Genomic DNA, 20,073 nt, shown 5'->3' on the forward strand with positions numbered 1-20,073 from the left:
CCATGCCGCTGGTAGTCGCTATGGACGGACCGTCCGGAACCGGCAAGTCCAGCGTCTCTCGCGCGTTGGCGCAGCGTTTGGGTGCTCGCTACCTCGACACCGGAGCCATCTACCGGATCGCGACCCTGCACGTGCTGCGTCAGGGAATCGATCTGGCGGATTCCGCCGCGATCACGGCCGCCGTTGCGGCGTTGCCGTGGTCCATCGGTACCGATCCGAGCAGCGAGCAGGTGCATCTCGACGGCGCGGACGTCAGCGAGGAGATCCGCGGCGACGCGGTCACCAAGGCTGTCTCCGCAGTGTCGGCCGTACCCGAGGTTCGCGACCTGCTGGTCGCCACTCAGCGTGAGTTGGCGGCAAGCGCAGACCGGATCGTCGTGGAAGGTCGCGACATCGGAACCGTCGTACTCCCCGATGCAGACGTCAAGATCTTCTTGACCGCATCGGCGGAAACCCGTGCGGCACGGCGCAATACGCAGAACATCGGCCAAGGCCGTGAAGACAATTACGAAGCGGTGCTGGCTGATGTGCAGCGCCGTGACCATCTCGATTCGACTCGGGCAGTGTCGCCGTTGCGCCCTGCCGACGACTCCATTCTGGTGGATACGAGCGAATTGGGAATTGAAGATGTGATCGCCAAGTTGCTGTTGGTGGTCAGCGACAGAACTGGAGCAGTGCAGTGAGCGACGATCTGGTAACCGAATATGCCGGTGACGGAACTTGGTCCGAGGAATCGGAGTGGGATTACGCCGATCTCGAAGCGGACGGCGAAGGCGAAGCGCACATTGCCGTCCCGACCTTGGCTGTTGTCGGTCGACCGAACGTCGGCAAGTCGACGCTCGTCAACCGCATCATCGGCCGTCGTGAAGCGGTAGTCGAAGACATCCCCGGCGTTACCCGTGACCGCGTCTCGTACGAGGCGAACTGGGCCGGACGACGCTTCCTAGTCCAGGACACCGGCGGATGGGAGCCCGACGCAAAGGGTCTTCAGCAGGCGGTCGCACGTCAGGCGGAGTTGGCCATGGGAACGGCTGACGCCATTCTCCTGGTCGTCGACGCTGTTGTCGGCGCTACCGCGACGGACGAAGCTGTTGCTCGCGTGCTTCGCCGCTCGAAGACTCCGGTCATCCTCGTTGCCAACAAGGTGGACGACGGACGCACCGAGTCCGAGGTTGCAGCGCTGTGGTCCTTGGGCCTCGGTCAGCCGTACTCCGTGAGTGCGACGCACGGCCGCGGTACCGGAGACCTGCTCGACGAGGTTCTCGAGAAGCTGCCGGAAACCCCGCGTGAAGGTATCCCCGGCGGCGGTCCGCGTCGTGTTGCTCTCGTCGGAAAGCCGAATGTCGGAAAGTCCAGCTTGCTCAACAAGCTGTCCGGTGACGAGCGGTCCGTCGTGCACAATGTTGCCGGCACCACCGTCGACCCCGTCGACTCCATTGTCGAACTCGGCGGGCGCCCTTGGCGTTTCGTCGACACGGCTGGTCTGCGCAAGCGCGTCAGCCATGCCAGCGGGGCGGAGTTCTATGCGTCGCTGCGTACGAAGAGCGCGATCGAGGCCGCTGAGGTTGCGATCCTGCTGATCGACGCGCACGAGCCGATCACCGAGCAGGACTTGCGTGTTCTGAGCATGGTGGCCGACACGGGTCGTGCATTGGTGATCGCATTCAACAAGTGGGACCTCGTGGACGAGGACCGTCGACTCATGCTGGACAAGGAAGTGGACCGCGATCTGGTCCGCGTTCCGTGGGCTCAGCGAGTCAACATCTCCGCCCACACCGGTCGCGCCGTGGCGAAGCTCGTGCCGGCTCTCGACACGGCTCTGGAGTCCTGGGACAAGCGCATCCCCACGGGTCGCCTGAACACCTGGCTCAAGGAAGTTGTGGCAGCAACGCCGCCTCCGATGCGTGGTGGTCGCCTTCCGCGCATCATGTTCGCGACGCAGGCAAGCACGCGCCCGCCGACATTCGTTCTCTTCACCACGGGCTTCCTTGAGGCCGGCTACCGCCGCTTCATCGAGCGGCGTCTGCGTGAAGAGTTCAACTTCGACGGCAGCCCGATCCGCGTATCCGTCCGAGTGCGCGAGAAGCGTGACCGTAAGGGCCGCTGATTCTGCGTCCAATTCGGTACTGAAACGGCTCTGACCAGCCGATTGGTACTTCGGCCCGTCCCTGATGTAATCTTTCCAAGCGCCCGAAACAAGGGCGTGGGACGGGCTGTGGCGCAGCTTGGTAGCGCACTTGACTGGGGGTCAAGTGGTCGCAGGTTCAAATCCTGTCAGCCCGACCGAAGTTAGATCAAAAAGGCAGTTTCTCAGAAATGAGAAACTGCCTTTTTGTTTGTGCCTTCAAAGGTTCGGCAACGGATCATGCGGGAAGTCCTGCGGCGACGTTCAAGACACGTTGACAAACGCACAAATCAGCTTGAGTCGTCGTCCGGGAACCTTCAGGCCAACTTGGGGTCTAAGCGCTTAACAACATTGGTAGGAAAACTCATGTGTTTGCGCTATGCACTGGGTGATCCAACGGTTGAACCGATTCCATTGTCCTGGGCATGATGGGCACGCTGTGAGGCGTAGACGGGTGGTTGCCGCGATCATCGACTGAGCGTCTAGCTGATAGCCAAACCTTTCGTATCCTTCTATCTAAATGAGGCAGTCAGAACACCCCGAGATGGGGCAAGTGTTGGAAGTGGGAACTCGTTGTGATGGCTCATCCGGAGCGGAACCTCGTGCTTCACTCGGTCCAAGTGGATCTGCAACCAGTTTCGTCGCACACGACGCCGTCGGCCTCGGTGATCCCGCACGCGTGGCCAGATTCGCAGACGAACTCGGTCGGCCCTGAATCTGGGACAATCTCGTTTTGGAGAAACGCATCGCGAACCGTCTGACAATAGTCGGAGTACCCGGTTACGGTGCCGTCCGACCAGGTCGTCTCGATCGGGTTGTACCCGGATTGACAACCGATGATTGTTGCCGGCGTGGGTGTTTCGAGGGTGGTCTCCAGCAGTGTCGTCGTTGTTGGCAGCGGGACTGTCGTGGTTGTGAGTGGTGGAGTCTCGGATGTGGATGTGGATGTGGATGTGGATGTGGATGTGGATGTGGATGTGGATGTGGGGGAAGGGGGTGCGTCTGAGATGTCTGATGCGACACCACACGCGGATAGCATCAAGGAAAGCGCTCCGACAGATACAGCGGCGAACTTGATTTTCATATCTTTGCTTTCGTTGGTTGTGGTGGATCCGTCCGATTTTGACGAAGTTGTCAGATGGAGCTCTGAGCGCTGCGTGCGTTGACGGCCGCACTAGGGCACGAGGTTTGTTCCTATTATTCTCATTTTCCCGTTGTTCTCATTTTCCCGGTTGAGGCAATAGACCGCGATATTGGTCGGGGCAGAAGCGGACGCGGACTAGACCGTGTAGCCCCAGTCCAATCTATCTCAGGCTCCTGTGACGATTATCCATAAGGGGCTATGTGACTGCAGGTTAATAGCATGTCAACTGATTCAATCTTGTGAGCTTGACCGAAGGTTCTGTACGAGTGGCAACTGCGTTTCAATAGCGCCTCACAGGTTCGGCAACGGATCTCGGGGGAAGTCCTGACGTGATCTCCGCGTCGGCAGCGTTCACGACTGCAACATATTCTTCGTCGGTTTCGCGCTCATCAGAACGTCTGCTGGAAATACGTACCGGATCTCGTCATCTGGATGCAAGTGGGAGCGAAGGCGCGCACGGACACTCGCGGAAACCGGCATGCGCGGAAGGCTAGCTCAGGTTCGCTGACTGAGGCGAATATTGTGAACGGCAACGGTTACTCCGAAGAGCGCGATCAGAATGGCGGTAAAGATTGCTGCCAACCACCACGGCGCCGAACCTGCTGTATTCAGCCAGATGGTCAGTGCACCGAAAATTGTAGTGGGAATGCCGACAGCACGAGACAGGTCGACGTTCCTCGGATTGACCGGCGGTGTTCTCCACCAATGAAGGCGATGTCCTCGATTCTCACGCAGCATTCGCAGGATGGACCAGACAGTAAGCGGCAGACCAATCGCGAGGATGACCATCCCGCCAATGATCGCCAAAGTGCACCCGTCTCGGAAGTACGTCACGGCAGCGCCGACGACACCTGCAAAACCGATGGCCGTGAATACTTTCCACGCCGGGGTTATGGACTGGCCATGCGGTTGTGTTGCCATGCAAGCACCCTTCCACAAAACATAGTTGAAAACTTCAACCCTGTTGCGGCCGTCGATTGTGCATCAGGGTGACAATCAAACTCGGTAAGCCGTTAACTACTCCGAGTACAGCGACTGCGATACCCGCACTCAAGAGAGGTGCTGTCTCCCAATAGTTGTCGACGATGGCAGATGCTCCGATCAAGCTCGATACCCAGCCCGTGAGTTGAGCACGTCGGACATGTTGTGCCGCTCGCGAGGAGGTCGGTCCTACCGAGAGAGGTAATCTCCGCCCGTAGTCGCCGTGAGTTGCGAGGCGAGCGCCATAGATATGGGCACCAGTGGCAAGCGCCAGTGCTCCCCATGCGATCAACATAGTTTGATCCATTCTTTGATTAGCGTTGACGGTATCGACCTTCCACGCAGTTCGAGTCGTAATTGCTTTCTTCTCCGGAGCGCAATTTCGCCTACTGGCATGATCTCTTCGTATGATTGGGATTCGGATCGCGTGGGTTGTATTGGCGGTCGCCACCGGGATTCTGGGATCCGCGACGGCACAGTGGCCGCTGTACGAGATCACCGATTGCGAAATAGGCCTCGGCCCGCTCAGTTCTGCCGATTGTTACCGCTCGATTCACGACTATTTCGGGCGGGAGCTCTTCTTGGTGCTGGCGTTGCCGGTGGCTCTGTGCGTTATTCCAGCCGTGATCCCACGACCATTAGTTTCCTGGATCGTCTCGGCGACAATGCTTTGCGCTGCAGTACTGGGTTTCTTTACCGCTTTCAGCTCTGGTATGCCTTCTCTGCTGTCGATGGTGGGGAGCCTCCCTGCTGCAGTGCTGGCATTGGTACTTGCTGCGGTGCATCAGGGGATCGCATTGCGCAACAAGGGCGCCATTGCGCGTGCGCGCAGTGGGGTTCGCGATACGCAGCCGAGTGAGTGATCAGTCGGGGCTGAAGAACAGTTCCATCGAGATCCAGAACCACGCCACCATTGCTGCCACAGAAAGGAACGCGAGCACCAATGGCAACGCGAATTGCCTGCCGGTGCGGCTGGGAATAGTCATAAGTCCGAGAATGACGAACACGGCGGCAGGCGCCGCCCAACTTATCCAGTAGGTGAGCGGTGGCGGGTTGGGGCCGAACGACGTGAACGAACGGTTCGGATAAAGCTGCGGCTGCGGGACATCGGCGAAGTGTTGCCACAGGAGTACCAATGGCAGGTAGCCGAACAGTCCCAGTAGGAGGCCGACGACGAGTCCCGCGAAGATTCGTTCGCCCCTCATCTCAACGCACCCGTCCGAATCAATCGTCCCACTGCCTATGCGACTTCTGGTAAGTCACGAGGCTGAATCCGTAGAGCCCACGCCCGGGCCGCAACGAACGTCATGGCCAATACGAGAACGACCAGCAGTACGACCGCGATCCAGGTGGGAGTGGTGGTGGAAAAGCCCAGCCTCCACGCAGTACCGACACCTACAGTCGTCGCCGCCAACGCCCCGACCGGAAGCATCGCCGCCACCGCTCGCGTCGTGCGAACGGTAAGTCGATCCCCGGCAGCGCGGAGGACTCCGAACACGGCGGCGACCGAAATGCCATACGCCAGGAGACCGCTGACGGCATAGACCAGGAGCGGGGACCATCCGATATCAACCGACCCGGTGAATGCCATGCCGATCAGGACCAACAGGGGCGTCAACCCAAGCGTGACGCCTGCGAGGCCTGCCACCACAGTTGGAACCATTCGATTGTCCTGGCCTCCGGAGATTCGCACGCCCGCGAGGCGGAGCACGAACCCGGTCAGCGCGCCCAGAAGGGCGCCGATCACCGCAGCCTCGATGGGCCAGGTCCATTGCGATTCACCCGCGAAGCCCGAGATTGTGGTGCCACCCGAAAAGAGGGTGATCGTGGCGGACGCCTGTGCCGATCCCTGTGTCAGCGCCGCCGTGACGATGGCAACGGTCGCACCGAACAAAGCAAACCCGAGTGCCTGTTTCCACATCTAGCCATCTTGACCCATCCCGCGGGAGAATTCGGCACAACGGCAGTCTCATCCGGATGCCTTCTCACTGTGCAGATTGGGGCGCAGCCGACTTCGGCGATAATTGTGTGAAGGGGCTGGTGGTGACACCCTCGTCGTATCACCACCAGCCACGTTCGACACTCACGACCTGCTGTCACGCACGCAATCGGCGACGTGCTGCCAGTGCTGCCGGAAATCCGAGATCTGCATCGATCACTTCACCGGAGAGACGTTCCGAGATTTCGATCAGTCGACTGCATCCGGTCTCTCCGATCGCCTCGTACGGGTACGACCCCAGCACATCGGTCTGATGCTCAACCCGCTTTCGGCGATCGCGACCCACCTCGTTCAGGTGAAGCTCGGGGCCGTCTTCGAGCCATCCACGCGCCCGCACACTTTCGACGCCTTCCGCCCACTGATCGTTGTCCCATGCCCGGCTCATTTGCAGAGCAGCAGCAGGAACATCACCGGTTGCGGCGTGGACTACCAACGCTTCGACACCGTTGAGTCCCTCGGCGTGAAGAAGTGCGACATGAGAATCTCCGCGAAACTCCCGGAGCAAGGATTGGGCATGCCACAACACGAGATGAGGCTCCTCAGGCCACGGCAATGATGCGTGCCCACCGAACAGGGGTCGCCCTTGTGGTCTGTTGCAGGCGCGTTCCGCGGCTCGACGTGCGAGTTCGGCAGCTTCGCGAACTTCGGTGCCGTCGACATGTTCTCCCCAGGCCTTGCGCAGCGAACGGTCGACAGCGTCGAGTCGAGCGGTGAGGATCTGTTCGGGGGTGGCGATTGTCCAGGCTTCCGGCAGCACCGCGTGTACCAGTTCGGGGTTGAAGTTGAAGAACGTAGCGATGGTGACTTCAGCCGCTACTGCGCCCATGGGCGCAGACCGCGAAGCGAAGTAGCCCATTCGAGGGTGTGTAAAGCCCAGTGCGGCATATGCTTCCGCGCCGAAAGGGGTGAAGTAGATCATGCCGTGTATTGGTTCGGCTCCACGGAAGACGCGGCGCGCGGTTTCTGGTGCGATCGAGGTCATCGATAGTCCTTCATGCTGGTGGTGTGGTCTTCGAACAGTCGAGTCGGATGGTTGTTCTACGCCGGCTATCTCCCTCTGACATACATGCGGTCCCGGACGGCATCACCCACTCGGTAGACGGCCAGGACGACCAATGAAATCAGAATGCCGGAGGGGAGAATCTGTTGTGGTGCACTCAAGATGTGCAGGTACGCATCGGATAGGTCACCGCCCCAACTCGGAGTGGGGGGCTGTATTCCCAACCCCAGGAATGAGAGTGCCGCCTGCGCGAGAAAAGTCAGGCCGGTGAGCACGGTCACCTGAACGACAACCGGCCCGATTGCGTGCGGAAGAAGATGACGCAGGAGCACTACGTGCGGCGGGCATCCTGAGAGTCGCGCGCTCAGAACGAAGTCTCGGTTCCTCGTTTCGCTGACCCCGGCAGCCAGAATTCTTGCAATTGTGGGTGCATAGACGACTCCGAGCGCTGACATCGACGTGATCAGGCTCGGCCCCAGAACACCGGTAATAGCCACTGCGAGAACCAAACCTGGGAATGCCAGCAATGCGTCCGCCACCCGGAGGAGTGACGCGCCGATCCAGCGTGGCCAATATCCGGCGATCAACCCCCACGGAATTCCCAACAGCAGACTGACAGCGACAGCGATCGCGACGCCGAAGAAGGCGGAGCGTCCTCCCCAGATCAATCGACTGAGCACGTCACGACCGAAGCCGTCAGTGCCAAGCAGGTGCTGTGCACTCGGACCGGCGAACGTGTTGGTCAGGTTCTGATCGGTCGGACTGTGCGGAGCCACGAACGAGGCCAAGACGGACGCCGCTATCAGCGTTCCGAGAAAGCAGTAGCTGAGCCATAATCCGGGGTGCAGTCGAGGGAGAGCCCACTTGGAGCGGGTCTCGCCTGCGGTGGTCAGCGCGAGTTGGCTCACGAGATCGTTCCCTTCCTCAATTGTGGGCTGATCATGTTGTTGACGACGTCGACCAGGATGTTCACGAGAAGCACGATCACGACGAACAGCAACACAATGCCTTGAAGCATCGGATAATCTCGCGTGTCGATCGCAATGACGAGAGCGCTCCCGAGGCCCGGCAGCACGAAGATCTGCTCGAGAATGACCGTCGCACCCAGCATCGCCACGGCGAGCAATCCATAGACAGTGACAATCGTGGGAACGATGTTTCGTAGCGCGTAGCGCCACACGATCTTCCGCTCGTCGATACCCATCGCACGCGCAGTTCGTACGTAGTCACTTGACAGTGTCTCGATCATCGCAGCCCTGGTCTGCCGAACCGCAATCGATGCTGCGCCGGCAGCGAGCGCCGTTGCTGGTAGGACCAAATGGCTCAGGTTGTCGATCACACTGTTCTCGAGAGGAACCCAGCCGAGCACCGGTAGAACTCCCAAACCGAGGGCGAAGACATCGACCAGCACGATAGCGAGGAAGAAGTCCGGTACCGCGAGTCCGATCCCCGAAACCGTGCGGGTCAGACCATCGCTGCGTCGTCCCTGCCGCGTCGCGGTCCACACACCGAGCGGTATGGCGACGACGGCGGACAGTAACAGTGCGAGTACAACGAGCTCGGCGCTCGCCGGCAGGCGCGCAAGGATCTGTGGGCCGACGGGGGCGCTGTTCTGTAGCGACGTTCCCAGATCTCCGTGCAGAGCCGACACCACCCAGTTCCAGTACTGGACCAGCAGAGGTTGATTCAATCCGAGGCGCTCGTTGAGTGCCGCGATCGCTTCATCGCTGCCGTTCGGACCGAGAAGTGCCTCGGCTGGTCCACCGGGGATTATCCGGATAAGGGCAAAGGTTATGAAACTAGCGATAATCGCGGTAGGAATTATCTGTGCGAACCGGACGCCGATCATCCGTATGTAAGGATTCACCGGCGATCGGTGAGGGTTTCGGGTCGGAACGCTCTCAGGCTCGGGGGCCAACGAATTCTCTTGCGATACAACGGTCGTCGTCATGACTTCGAGAGGTACGTCAGATTGGGGGAGCCGTTCAGTGCGGGAACGGCCCCGTGGACGTTCTTCGTGTAGGCGACCACGTCGGGAGTGAAGTACAACGGTACGTACTCAGCGGACTTGATCACGACTTGATTGATCTGTTTGACGATGTCGAGCTGAGCGGTTTCGTCATACGTGTTGTTCAGCAGTGCGATCAGCTTCTCCAACTCCTCGTTGGGGACGGAATTCTGCCGGAAGTACGATCGCGAACCCAGAGAGGCTTCGAAATTGAGCGGTGCGGATGCTCGCGTGGGCCATCCCACGCTGAAGACGTCCGCGCTGTTGTGTGCGACGAACTCCGTAATCGCCTGAGGTCCACTCATTTCGACGAAGTCGACCTTGATGCCGACTTTCTCCCATTGTTCTCCGACAAGGACAGCGTTGGTCGAGTACGGCGGTAGGTTGCCTGCTAGTCCGCGCACGGTGACCCCATTCGGATACCCCGCCTCCGCTAGCAGCGATTTGGCCTTCTCCGGGTCGTACGGCCATGCATCTTCGGTTTCCTCGTCGTAGAACTGCGAACCGGGAGGATATTGACCGAACGCCGCAGTTCCTTCCGTGCTGTCCAGCGCGGCTCGCGCAATTGCCTTGCGGTCGAGCGCATACTGCATCGCCAGACGAACCCGGACGTCGTTAACCACAGGGTTCTTGTTGTTGATCACGACGAGCGCAACTCCGAGTCTCGGGTCGTGACTGACGTTCAGGTTGGGATTCCGTTCGAGGATCGGAGCACTCGACGGTGTGAGCCCGTATGCAAAATCCGCAGCGTTCGATGTCAGGGCATTTGTCAGCGCTGTGGGATTGGAGATCACCTGGATCTGGATCTTGGCGAGCTGGGGGCTGGGTGGACCTGCCGGTTTGTAATCGTCGAATCGACTGAATGTGTATGAACTGTTCGGGACTGCGCTGGTGAATGTGTACGGCCCTGCGCCTACAGGCTTGTTGGCGAAGTCTGCCCCTGCTGCTGCCAGCGCAGTGGGGGAGACCACCATTCCCAATCTGCCGTTGAGCCAGCCTGGTAAACCGGAGGTAGGTGAACTCAACGAGATCGTGACGTGATCTGGGGACGTTGCTTCGATGCTCTTGATCGTCGGGACGGAAACGATTCCGAGACTCAAGCAGTGTTCCATGCTTGCCTTGACGGCTGCTGCATCGACAGCTGTACCGTCGTGGAAGGTCAAGCCGTTCTGCAACGTCATCTCGAACGTCAGGTTGTCCGGTCCGGAGAAGCCCCACTCGCTGGCGATTCCGGGCCGCAACTTCTGGGTGGCAGGTTCCGCATCGATCAGTGGTGCATACATCAACTGTAAGTAGTCGATGTCGTATCCGATGTTTCCCGCACACGGGTCGAGCGAGGCGGGCACGTGCGATGTCGCGACCTTGAGTTCGGCGTTCGGATCGGCAGGTCCGGTATCGCCGGCGGTACCGGTGGCGCTGCTCGAACAGCCGCTGAGCACAAGAGCAGAAAGTGCAAACGCAGCTACCAGCACACGTGGGCCACTTTTCCCATGATTCTGGAAGCGTGTGATCGGATATCGGGATCGCAAAGACAGACGCGGATTCATATGGTGGACTTTCGCTTTGGTCTTCTCGGAAGGGGGGAGACTGACGCGGCACGCATTTACTGCGGCGGGTTGAAGATTCCGATCGATGTGGCCGGGGACGATAGATGGCAGGCGGAGCTGTGTGCGGAATTCGAGGCCGCGCGAAGTGACGGCGCTTCCGACGCACAGCGATCCATCGCAAACGTGCAGCGGGTGCGGAATCGACAGCCCGAGGGTGGATTCCGTGGGTCGGGTAACTCGCCCCGCACCAATGCTTTCCGACGACTGCGCCGCTCGAGTTCGATGTGCGGGGCCGCGGCGAGAAGCGCCTGCGTGTAGGGGTGCGATGGAGTCCTCAGGACCGTGGCAACCGGTCCGATCTCGACGATTCGGCCGAGGTACATCACCGCGACGCGATCGGCGATCCATGCCACCGAACCCAAATCGTGCGAAATGAAGATGTACGTGAGGTCATGTTCTTCTCGGAGATCGGCAAGAAGCTGCAACACCTCTTCCTGAAGCGAAACATCCAGGGAGGCAACAGGTTCGTCGCAGAGAATCAGTGGCGCCTTGGAGGCAAGTGCACGAGCGATGGTCACGCGTTGGCGTTGGCCACCGGAGAGCTGGGTCGGGAGGCGGTCGGCAAGCTCAGCGCCGAGACCGACCCTACGCAACAGCTCGACGGCTTTCGGCCGCAAGGACTGTGGGATGCGCAGACGCCCTGGCGCCATCGGCTCGGCTACGCAAGCCCATGAGGACATCCGATTGTTCAAGGCCGACGTAGGGTTTTGAAAAATGAGATGGGAAGATCCACCCTTGCCGAACGCCGGGTCGTCGAGATTCATAGTGATGGAGCCTGCGGCCGTAGCCACCAGACCCGCGAGAGCGTGAGCCGTCGAGGATTTTCCCGATCCTGATTCACCGATTATCGCAAGGGTTTCGCCCCTCTGTACGGAGAAGCTGACGTCGTCGACCGCGCGAAGAGCTTTGCGTCCGCGTCCGTACTCGACTGCCAGATTCCGAACGTCGACGATGACGTCGGTGTTGCTCATCAGCTCACCAGTCCGAGCAACTCGAGTTCGTCGCTGCGGTGACATCTTGTTGCCGATTCCGGTGATCCGATCAGAAGTGGATGATCGGATATGCAGAGCTCCTCGGAGTAGTTGCACCGGGCGACGTATCGGCAACCCACGCCGTCAGCAGGGGCTTTGCTGGTGAAATCGCCTCGCGCCTTGGGTGATTGGGAGGAGACTTCTTCGAATGTCGAGCGTGCCGCCTCGAGAAGGCTGAACGTGTAGGGATGCGCGGGCCGCCGAAGCAGCACGTCTCGTGGCGCGACGTCGACGATCTCGCCGCGAAACATGGTGATGACTCGATCCGCGACCTCGGCGACAACCGCGAGGTCGTGACTGATCAACAACACGGCAAGATCGCGCTGTTCGGCCAGTTCTCGAAGGAGATCGACAATCTGAGCTTGGATGGTGACGTCGAGCGCTGTTGTCGGTTCGTCCGCGATCAGCAACTTCGGACCGCATGCCAGGGCCATCGCGATCATCACCCGCTGACACATCCCGCCGGAAAGCTCGTACCCGTACGACTTCAAGGTTCTGCTCGGGTCGGCCAGACCGACCTGGTGGAGAAGATCTGTAGCCACGTCCTCCGCATCGACTTTCGTGATGTCGCGGTGGGCCTTCAACACATCGACGATCTGGCGACCGATGCTGACGGAGGGGTTGAGAGCCGAACTCGGGTCCTGGAAGACCATACTGACGTCGCGACCGCGTATTTTCCTCAACTCGGCGGCGGGCCGACCCACAAGTTCCTGTCCTTCCAAACGGATGCTTCCGCTGGTTGTTGCCGTACGGGGCAAGAGACCGAGCAGAGCGAGTCCGGTCAGTGTCTTTCCGCTCCCGCTCTCTCCTACGAGGCCGGTGATTTCGCCCGACCCCAACTCGAAGCTCACTCGGTCGAGGAGTCTGTTCGAAATCGATTCTGTCCCAGTGTCAACCGTGAGGTCTCGTACTTGCAGAAGTGGGCTCATCGTCGGGTCGTCCACGTGTGATCGTTCATCGCATTCCTCCGTAAACAACTGAACTGTTGTGACTGGAATCACGTACCGGGGAACCATAAACACTCACCTGCAACAAAGTCAATGAATGTTGCAACGATTGCCGTCGATGGCGCCGTCTGATCGCCTCCGGCTACCGACCAGCACGTCGTCAGCGATACATTCACTCCATGGCCGAGACACGTGACATCCGCGCGGAAGCGTTGAGTGCCGCCCGACGACAGTTCGCAGCCGGAAAACCGCTCGATGTGAATGCTTTGGCCACCGAGTTGGGGGTGGATCGGACCACCTTGTTCCGGCGTGCAGGGAATCGCGACACAATTACCGGTGACGTGCTCGATTCGCTGGCGCGCCGAACGTGGCGAATGGGCCTCGAGGAGTGCGGTGGAAGCGGAGCGTCAAGGGTTGTCGACGTCCTCACCTACCATGCACGGGCGACAATCGAGACCGAATTCTTCCGGACGTATTTGACTCGGGAACCGCAAAAGGCGTTGTGCATACTCACAACTGGACTGGGGCCGATTCAGGGCACGATGGTCGAATCCGTGCGAAGGCTGATCGAAGCTGAAATACCGGAGCAGATTCGGCCAGACCTGCCCGTCGAGGACATGGCATATCTGCTGGTTCGCGTGGGTGAGTCGTTCATCTACAACGATTTGCTCACTGGTGGCACTCCGGATACGGAGAAGGCTCGCTTGGCGTTCCGGCTCATCCTCTCGCGTGACTAGTGTGCCGAGTTTCCGTTTTCTCAGTTTTCGTGAAAGCGCTTCGAATGCAAGCTATTTCATAGCTATGCCTGGTTGTATGACCCAATCAGGCTGGTGGGATCGGCACAAAGCTCCGCATCTCGTCCCGTCCGGGCCGGATGACGCCTGCGGCGGATTCGGGAACCTCGTTCCAGGCGCCGGGAAGGTCACGTAGAGGCTCGGAGACGACGATTCGGGTCTCCTCACTCAGATGGTGCAGGGCATCCACCTCAGGATGGAGCTTGCGCAACGTGGAAATCTCGGTGGAGAAGAACAACGACCTCGACTGGTGCTCGCTGGAATAGCGAAAGATCCAGGTGGAGATGCCATCCGACGTGGCGACGGTCATCTGAACCGGATTGTCGATTCCCTGCGAGCGGGCCGTGTGCTCGACGAATCCGACGGCCCTCGCGACACCTTCGAACGGATCGTCGGTCAGGCCGAACGTCAGCGCGAGGAAGAACAAGGTTTCCGAGTCCGTCGATCCTTCGAGATCCGGAAAGAGCGACGGATCAATGGCAGTCACCAATTCCCGTTTCATGTCGTGGAATCCGTGTAGTGAACCGTTGTGCATCCACAACCATTGCCGGTGCCGGAACGGGTGACAGTTGCTGCGCTGCACTGCAGTTCCCGTCGAGGCGCGGATGTGAGCGAACAGCAGAGGGGTGCGCAATTGGGAGGTGACTTCGCGCAGGTTCGAGTCGTTCCACGCGGGTTCGATGCTCTTGAAAACTGCCGGTTGGGGGCCTTCCCCGTACCAGCCGATTCCGAAGCCGTCGCCATTTGTCGTCGTGGCCCCGAGTTGAGAATGCAGGCTCTGGTCGATCAGCGAGTGCTGTGGCCTGAACAGCAAGTCATGGGCCAGTATCGGCTCTCCGGAATACGCCATCCACCTACACATACTTTCAACTCAAGCAGATCGAGTCGGCGTTGACGGTGCATGCGTAGCGGCGTGCGTCGTCTGGGTGGGCTTCCATGTCGACACAGCCCAGATCACGACGATGTTCAGCGCGATGATGAGAGTCGACCACCAGGGGTAGTACGGCAGCCACAAGAAGTTCGCGATGATCGAGATCGCGCAGATCACCACTGCCGACACCCGCGCCCAGGCCGCTCCGGTGAACAGCGCAAGCCCGACGAGAGCGACGAGCGCGCCCAACACGAGATGGATCCAACCCCACGTCGTCAGGTCGAACTGATAGACGTAGTCGATCCCGACTACGAACACTTCGTTTTCGGCGACGGCAGCGAGTCCTTGGAAGAACTGCACGATGCCGACCGTCACCAAGATGACGGCTGCCCCGATCGATGTTCCTACCGCGAAACCCTGCTTGACTGATGTTGTATCCGACATGACGGTTTCCCTTGATTCGGTGGGGGGGGGCGACCGGACACGTGCCCGGCACGCTCGTTGTAGTGATCGTTGTTCCACCGGCTGACCGCTATGAAACGGAAATACCTGTCCAATGCGGTGAGAAATCAGTGCGATCTGCTCCGATGTGCGGGCGAAATGTAACTTCTGACCCCTGTTGATCCGATGGACCCCTTACCCGAACGCGTGTGCGGAGAAATTGCTCGTAACCGAAGTTCACAGAAAACAAGAAGAATTCGGCACGGAATTCGACCTATTTGTCCAGCTGTACTGGTATTTTGACTGAATTGACCGGAAGCTACGGTCCGCGGAAAAAAGGTAGCGAGAGAATGACGATCTTCGGCAGGCGTACCGCGGGCATCACCGCGACGGCCTTCGTCTTGGCGACCGTTGTGTCGACAGCACTCCCCGCAGTGGGATCGGCTGCCCCCGTTTCGCTCACCCGCGCGTGCAACTCGGAAATCAACGAAAATTCGATGTCACTCGATCCGGCCGTGATCGACGGTTGGTACGACATCTCGACTGGATCGCCTGGAACGAAAATCAACTCGATCGAGGCGTGGCGGACAGTGCCGGGAGACATCCTCGAGTTTCGCGCATCGGTGACGATCAGAGCCCACGGAAGTCCCGTCCGAGGGACCCTTCGGATCGACGGCGCCGGCTTGACCGGAGATCAGGATTTGATCTCCAAAATGACGTTGACCCAAGATCTCGGCCGGTCAGGGTCAACGGTCACCGACGCTGACGACGGTTCGGTCATCCCCGTACGTGCCAAGCTCGCATTCGACGTCACAACTCCTGGACAAGTCGCGCAGAACCAGACGGTCAACCTCTCGGCAGTCAAGATTGTCTTGGCAGGCGACACCACCGATCCGGGAGGTGAGTGCCCCGGCCCCGGCCCCGGCGGCGGGGGGAATGGAAGCGGTGGCGGAAACGGCAGCGGTGGTGACGGTTCCGGTGGGAACGGTGGGGATTCCGGTGACGCACTTCCCGGTCGTGACGTAGGAAACCGAGTACCAATTGCCCAGATTCCGCCCGGCCCGACTTCTCGTCCGTGACAGCGGCACCTGGATCCACGGCCAGCCGAACGTGGGCCGCTGCAGTAGTGGCGACAATGCTCTTGATCGGCGGATGTTCCGACGACGGTGACTCGCCGACCCGCGTCCTCGCGACCGGCCAACAAGATTTGCCGCCAGAGATTCGCGCGGTGGTCGACGGTCCGGATGTCCCGACCGCGCTGCGCACAGGCAACAGCACCGCTGACATCCTGCCGATCAAGACGACGACGGACGGCTCGCTCATTCCGCCCGAGGATGTCAGTGAGATCGGATGGTGGGCAGATTCGGCATTTCCCGGCTCCGGCGCGGGCACCGTGGTGATCACCGGACACATCAACGACATCTATGAGGGTGACGGTTTCGGAAAGAAGTTCTCGACACTGGAAATCGGCTCGGTCGTGACCGTGGCGGGCGCCGGGGGACAGACCTGGAACTACCGTATCGATGCGGTCGATCACTACAGCAAGGACGGCGAGCTGCCGGTCGAGCGATTGAACAGCCTCGACGGACCCGAAACCCTCGCGCTGATCACCTGCGGCGGCGAGTTCGTCGGTCCGCCGTTCGGATACGAGGACAACGACGTCGCGTGGGGAACTCCGGTGCCCGCATAGCCGAAAACCAGACGTCGGAACGGTTGATAAACTGGGTCCCGCGTTCGTGGCCATCCACGCACGTTTCAAAAGTCCGAAGAAGGAGATTGTGCTGTGGTTGACCTCGCCTATGTCATCGCTGGGTCCGAAGCGACTGGCGGTGCCGGCCTGCAGGTCGACCTGAAGACGTTCCAGGCATTGGACGTCTACGGCGTAGCGACCACCACATGTATCGTCTCGTTCGATCCCAAGAACAACTGGGGTCATCGCTTCGTACCGATCGCTCCTGACGTGATCGCTGATCAGATCGAGGCTGCCACTGCGGCTCACGATCTGGACGTCGTCAAGATCGGCATGTTGGGCACGCCCGCCACCATCGAGGTTGTGGCAGAGGGCCTGCGTCGGCAGTCCTGGCGCCACGTCGTCCTCGACCCGGTCCTGATCTGCAAGGGCCAGGAGCCCGGTGCGGCTCTCGATACCGATACAGCACTTCGTGATTCGATCCTCCCGCTCGCCACCGTCGTCACACCCAACCTGTTCGAGGCACGCACCCTCGCCGGAATGGACAGCATCGAAAGCGTCGACGACCTCATCGAGGCCGCACGTCGTATCCATGATCTCGGACCCAAGTACGTGCTCGCAAAGGGCGGTGTCGAACTCGCCGGTGGCGACGCCGTCGACGTGTTGTTCGACGGGACCGACGTGACTGTTCTCTCCGCCCCCAAGGTCGGCGAAGAGCGCGTCTCGGGTGCCGGTTGCACGCTGGCCGCCGCAGTGACCGCGGAGCTGGCAAAAGGCGCCGACGTGGGAGAAGCCGTCGCTCTGGCAAAGAAGTTCGTCACGGCGGGCATCGAAGGCCGCGTCTCGGCACACACGCCGTTCGACACCGTCTGGCAGGGCGCGTTCAAGGGATAGGCGCGCACGGCGGCTCACATCGCCGCGCGCGGCCTGGCAGGATCGAGTGCGTGAGTACTGCGAACCTGAATCGAAGCGAAGTCGCCGAACGATCTCGAGCCATCTCCGTCGCCGGTTACCGGGTGGAGTTGGATCTGCGATCGGCGGTCGACTCCGCCGTGAAGACCTTTTCGACGGTCACGACAATTGATCTGACGTCCTCGGTGGAGTCCACGTGGCTCGATTTCATCGGTGCTGCGGTCGATTCCGTGGACGTCGACGGTGCGTCGATTCCGGTGGAGTACGACGGATCCCGGATCGTGCTGCGCGGACTCGGCGGATCGAACGTCGTTCGGGTGGCAGCTCACGGCAACTACAGCCGTTCCGGTGAAGGGCTGCACCGATTTGTCGACGACGCTGACGATCAGACGTATCTGTACACGCAATACGAGCCTGCCGATGCCAGGCGTGTTTTCGCCTGCTTCGAGCAGCCGGACCTCAAGGCGCCCTTCACGTTCGAGGTGACAGCACCTGACGGCTGGGAAGTCCTGTCGAATCAGCCCGCGACCCAGACTCTCTCCGTGGACGGTGCACAACGCGTCACTTTCGCCCCGACGCTGCCGATCTCGACCTACATCACCGCGATCGCGGCCGGGCCGTATCACCGCGTGGCGTCGTCGTGGAGTCGCGGCGAACTCACTGTCGAGTTGGGTGCGCTGTGCCGGGCGTCGTTGGCTCCACACCTCGATGCAGACAACGTTTTCGACATCACCCGTCAGGGGCTGGACTTCTACGCCGAGCACTTCGACTATCCGTATCCGTTCGGCAAGTACGACCAGATCTTCGTCCCCGAGTACAACCTCGGCGCCATGGAGAACCCGGGACTGGTGACCTTCACCGAGGCATACGTGTTCCGCGGCTCCGCAACCGACGAGCAGCATCAGCGCCGCGCCAACACGATCCTGCACGAAATGGCGCACATGTGGTTCGGCGATCTCGTGACCATGGTCTGGTGGGACGACCTGTGGCTCAAGGAATCTTTTGCCGATTTCATGGGATCGCTGGTCAGCGCCGAAGCTACTCGCTTCACCGATGCCTGGGTAGCATTTGCCATCAAGCGGAAGGCGTGGGCGTACCTCCAAGATCAGCTGCCGACCACGCATCCTATCGTCGCCGACATCGTCGATCTCGAAGCTGCGAAGCTGAACTTCGACGGAATCACCTACGCCAAGGGCGCCAGTGTCCTCAAGCAACTCGTGGCGTTCGTCGGCCGTGACGCGTTCTTCGAAGCGGCACGACGGTACTTCAAGGCCCACGCCTTCGGGAACACCACGCTGGTTGATCTGCTCGACGTGCTCGCGGAGACTTCCGGACGTGATGTGCGCGAATGGGCCCGAATCTGGTTGCAGACCACCGGAGTGTCCACGCTGTCGCTCGACGGAACAGACCTGGTCCAGACGGACCCGAGGCCGCATCGGCTCGCAGTCGGAATCTACGACTACAACGAGTCCGGAGACCTTGTTCGCACCGAACGCGTCGAACTCGACATCACCGAATCACGCACGTCGGTCGACCTTCCGCCCGGAGCACTCACACTGCTCAACGACGAAGACCTCACCTACGCCAAGGTGCGATTGGACGCGGAATCTCTGTCCACTGTCGAGGCATCCCTGGACCGCGTGAGCGATCCGCTTGCGCGCGGGGTGATCTGGTCGTCGCTGTGGAACTCGGTGCGTGATGCGCAGCTCTCGGTGTTCCGGTACCTCGACATGGTGGAACGATTCGCTCCCGCGGAGACAGATCTTGCGATTCTCAGCTCGATCCTGACCGATGCCCAATACGCGGTTCTTCACTACGTTCCGAAAAGCTTGCGGCCCAATGTAAGTGCAGGCTGGTTGGAAACGACCTGGAAGGCGGTGTTCGAAGCCGAACCGGAGTCCGGAAGACAGCTGGCATGGGCACGGGCTCTGTCGGCCGCTGCAGCGGTCAACGATGCTCGCGCCGACGAGGTGCGGTCGATACTCGACGGCACCTGCCCGGGGCCGGTCGGACTGGCTCTCGATCCTGATCTGCGGTGGGCATTGTGGATCGCCCTGTCGGCGACCGGCCATGCGAGTGTGAGCGACTTCGATGGTGAGCTGAGCAAGGACAGCACGTCAGCGGGTCGAACGGCGTACGTCCGCGCCGCGGCGTCGATTCCCGATGCCGAGACCAAGGCGGCTGCCTGGGCGTCGGCGACCACTGACGGCTCACTCTCGAACGACCGCCTGGATGCGACGATCGCCGGATTCCGTTCGGGCACGGACCCGTCGTTGATCGAGGGATATGCGGCAGAGTACTTCTCGTCCCTGGGGAAGTGGTGGTCCGAACGCAGCATCGAGATCGCCCGACGGTTGGTGAACGGACTCTTCCCGGCAGCTGAAGACACCTCTGCTGTCGATTCCTGGATCCAGGCCAATGCGGAGGCGCCCGCGTCGCTGCGGAGGCTTGTTCTCGAGCGTCGGGATCACCTGGCCCGAGACCTACGTGCCCAGGCGTCGAACGCGGTGATCTGACGCCATC

The 20,073-nt window shown here is 60.5% G+C and carries 20 protein-coding genes and 1 tRNA gene; 10 read left to right on the forward strand and 11 right to left on the reverse strand.

Annotated elements, in window-relative coordinates; all coding sequences use genetic code 11:
* Positions 1-2 precede the first annotated feature (2 nt).
* The 4 genes from cmk to PCS43_RS00095 all read left to right on the forward strand — a co-directional run bounded on the left by cmk (position 3) and on the right by PCS43_RS00095 (position 3,291).
* Positions 3-683, forward strand: a complete 681-nt coding sequence (cmk, locus tag PCS43_RS00080; protein WP_182261235.1) for a (d)CMP kinase — start codon at positions 3-5, stop codon at positions 681-683.
* The gene (der, locus tag PCS43_RS00085) at positions 680-2,107 is read left to right on the forward strand and encodes a ribosome biogenesis GTPase Der (protein WP_003946199.1); all 1,428 of its coding nucleotides are present in this window, start codon (positions 680-682) and stop codon (positions 2,105-2,107) included. Before cmk ends, der begins: the two co-directional genes overlap by 4 nt.
* Positions 2,108-2,209: 102 nt before the next feature.
* Positions 2,210-2,283 (forward strand) — tRNA-Pro (locus tag PCS43_RS00090).
* Between the two features lie 678 nt (positions 2,284-2,961).
* Positions 2,962-3,291 (forward strand): hypothetical protein, encoded by a 330-nt coding sequence (locus tag PCS43_RS00095; RefSeq protein WP_270922985.1) that lies wholly within the window; start codon positions 2,962-2,964, stop codon positions 3,289-3,291.
* Positions 3,292-3,764: 473 nt separating this feature from the next.
* Here PCS43_RS00095 and PCS43_RS00100 read toward each other — a convergent pair whose 3' ends face one another.
* Positions 3,765-4,190, reverse strand: a complete 426-nt coding sequence (locus PCS43_RS00100) for a hypothetical protein (RefSeq protein ID WP_054828053.1) — start codon at positions 4,188-4,190, stop codon at positions 3,765-3,767.
* 467 nt (positions 4,191-4,657) lie between these two features.
* Here PCS43_RS00100 and PCS43_RS00105 point away from each other — a divergent pair, with 467 nt between their 5' ends.
* On the forward strand, positions 4,658-5,113 hold the full coding sequence (locus PCS43_RS00105) for a hypothetical protein (RefSeq protein ID WP_021333520.1): 456 nt from the start codon (positions 4,658-4,660) through the stop codon (positions 5,111-5,113).
* Here the strand turns inward: PCS43_RS00105 and PCS43_RS00110 are convergent, their stop codons facing one another.
* From PCS43_RS00110 to PCS43_RS00145, 8 genes are all read right to left on the reverse strand, one after another.
* The gene (locus PCS43_RS00110; protein WP_042451032.1) at positions 5,114-5,455 is read right to left on the reverse strand and encodes a hypothetical protein; all 342 of its coding nucleotides are present in this window, start codon (positions 5,453-5,455) and stop codon (positions 5,114-5,116) included. It abuts the gene before it with no gap.
* Between the two features lie 35 nt (positions 5,456-5,490).
* Positions 5,491-6,171, reverse strand: a complete 681-nt coding sequence (locus PCS43_RS00115) for a hypothetical protein (RefSeq protein WP_063316364.1) — start codon at positions 6,169-6,171, stop codon at positions 5,491-5,493.
* A 175-nt stretch (positions 6,172-6,346) separates the two neighbouring features.
* Positions 6,347-7,231, reverse strand: coding sequence for an SCO6745 family protein (locus tag PCS43_RS00120; protein WP_030537506.1), 885 nt, complete (start codon positions 7,229-7,231; stop codon positions 6,347-6,349).
* A 65-nt stretch (positions 7,232-7,296) separates the two neighbouring features.
* The gene (locus PCS43_RS00125; protein ID WP_020969703.1) at positions 7,297-8,157 is read right to left on the reverse strand and encodes an ABC transporter permease; all 861 of its coding nucleotides are present in this window, start codon (positions 8,155-8,157) and stop codon (positions 7,297-7,299) included.
* Positions 8,154-9,116 (reverse strand): ABC transporter permease, encoded by a 963-nt coding sequence (locus PCS43_RS00130; protein ID WP_158510646.1) that lies wholly within the window; start codon positions 9,114-9,116, stop codon positions 8,154-8,156. The genes PCS43_RS00125 and PCS43_RS00130 overlap by 4 nt, the downstream gene beginning before the upstream one ends.
* Before the next feature lie 80 nt (positions 9,117-9,196).
* Positions 9,197-10,729 carry an ABC transporter substrate-binding protein gene (locus PCS43_RS00135; RefSeq protein WP_162114854.1) on the reverse strand — a complete coding sequence of 511 codons (1,533 nt, stop codon included), beginning with the start codon at positions 10,727-10,729 and terminating at the stop codon, positions 9,197-9,199.
* Between the two features lie 131 nt (positions 10,730-10,860).
* Positions 10,861-11,835: an oligopeptide/dipeptide ABC transporter ATP-binding protein gene (locus PCS43_RS00140; protein ID WP_209908729.1), complete on the reverse strand. Its 975-nt coding sequence runs from the start codon at positions 11,833-11,835 to the stop codon at positions 10,861-10,863.
* Complete coding sequence (locus PCS43_RS00145) at positions 11,835-12,746, reverse strand: ABC transporter ATP-binding protein (RefSeq protein WP_238592730.1); 912 nt, start codon at positions 12,744-12,746, stop codon at positions 11,835-11,837. The genes PCS43_RS00140 and PCS43_RS00145 overlap by 1 nt, the downstream gene beginning before the upstream one ends.
* Positions 12,747-13,021: 275 nt before the next feature.
* Here PCS43_RS00145 and PCS43_RS00150 point away from each other — a divergent pair, with 275 nt between their 5' ends.
* Positions 13,022-13,579 (forward strand): QsdR family transcriptional regulator, encoded by a 558-nt coding sequence (locus PCS43_RS00150; protein ID WP_021333511.1) that lies wholly within the window; start codon positions 13,022-13,024, stop codon positions 13,577-13,579.
* Between the two features lie 85 nt (positions 13,580-13,664).
* Here PCS43_RS00150 and PCS43_RS00155 read toward each other — a convergent pair whose 3' ends face one another.
* Entirely contained in the window at positions 13,665-14,486 is an 822-nt protein-coding gene (locus PCS43_RS00155) for a class II glutamine amidotransferase (protein ID WP_031331541.1), read from the reverse strand.
* Between the two features lie 21 nt (positions 14,487-14,507).
* The gene (locus PCS43_RS00160; protein WP_042451026.1) at positions 14,508-14,951 is read right to left on the reverse strand and encodes a DUF7144 family membrane protein; all 444 of its coding nucleotides are present in this window, start codon (positions 14,949-14,951) and stop codon (positions 14,508-14,510) included.
* 347 nt (positions 14,952-15,298) lie between these two features.
* Here PCS43_RS00160 and PCS43_RS00165 point away from each other — a divergent pair, with 347 nt between their 5' ends.
* From PCS43_RS00165 to pepN, 4 genes are all read left to right on the forward strand, one after another.
* Positions 15,299-16,027, forward strand: coding sequence for a hypothetical protein (locus PCS43_RS00165; RefSeq protein WP_209908726.1), 729 nt, complete (start codon positions 15,299-15,301; stop codon positions 16,025-16,027).
* Entirely contained in the window at positions 16,024-16,638 is a 615-nt protein-coding gene (locus tag PCS43_RS00170; protein WP_230793229.1) for a class F sortase, read from the forward strand. Before PCS43_RS00165 ends, PCS43_RS00170 begins: the two co-directional genes overlap by 4 nt.
* 93 nt (positions 16,639-16,731) lie before the next feature.
* Positions 16,732-17,532, forward strand: a complete 801-nt coding sequence (gene thiD / locus PCS43_RS00175) for a bifunctional hydroxymethylpyrimidine kinase/phosphomethylpyrimidine kinase (RefSeq protein WP_003946192.1) — start codon at positions 16,732-16,734, stop codon at positions 17,530-17,532.
* 50 nt (positions 17,533-17,582) lie between these two features.
* A complete protein-coding gene (gene pepN, locus PCS43_RS00180; protein ID WP_064444627.1) occupies positions 17,583-20,066 on the forward strand; it encodes an aminopeptidase N in 2,484 nt (827 codons plus the stop codon).
* The last annotated feature ends 7 nt before the right edge of the window (positions 20,067-20,073 follow it).

This window comes from Rhodococcus sp. C-2, assembly GCF_027854095.1.
GTDB classification, from domain to species: Bacteria; Actinomycetota; Actinomycetes; order Mycobacteriales; family Mycobacteriaceae; genus Rhodococcus_F; species Rhodococcus_F qingshengii.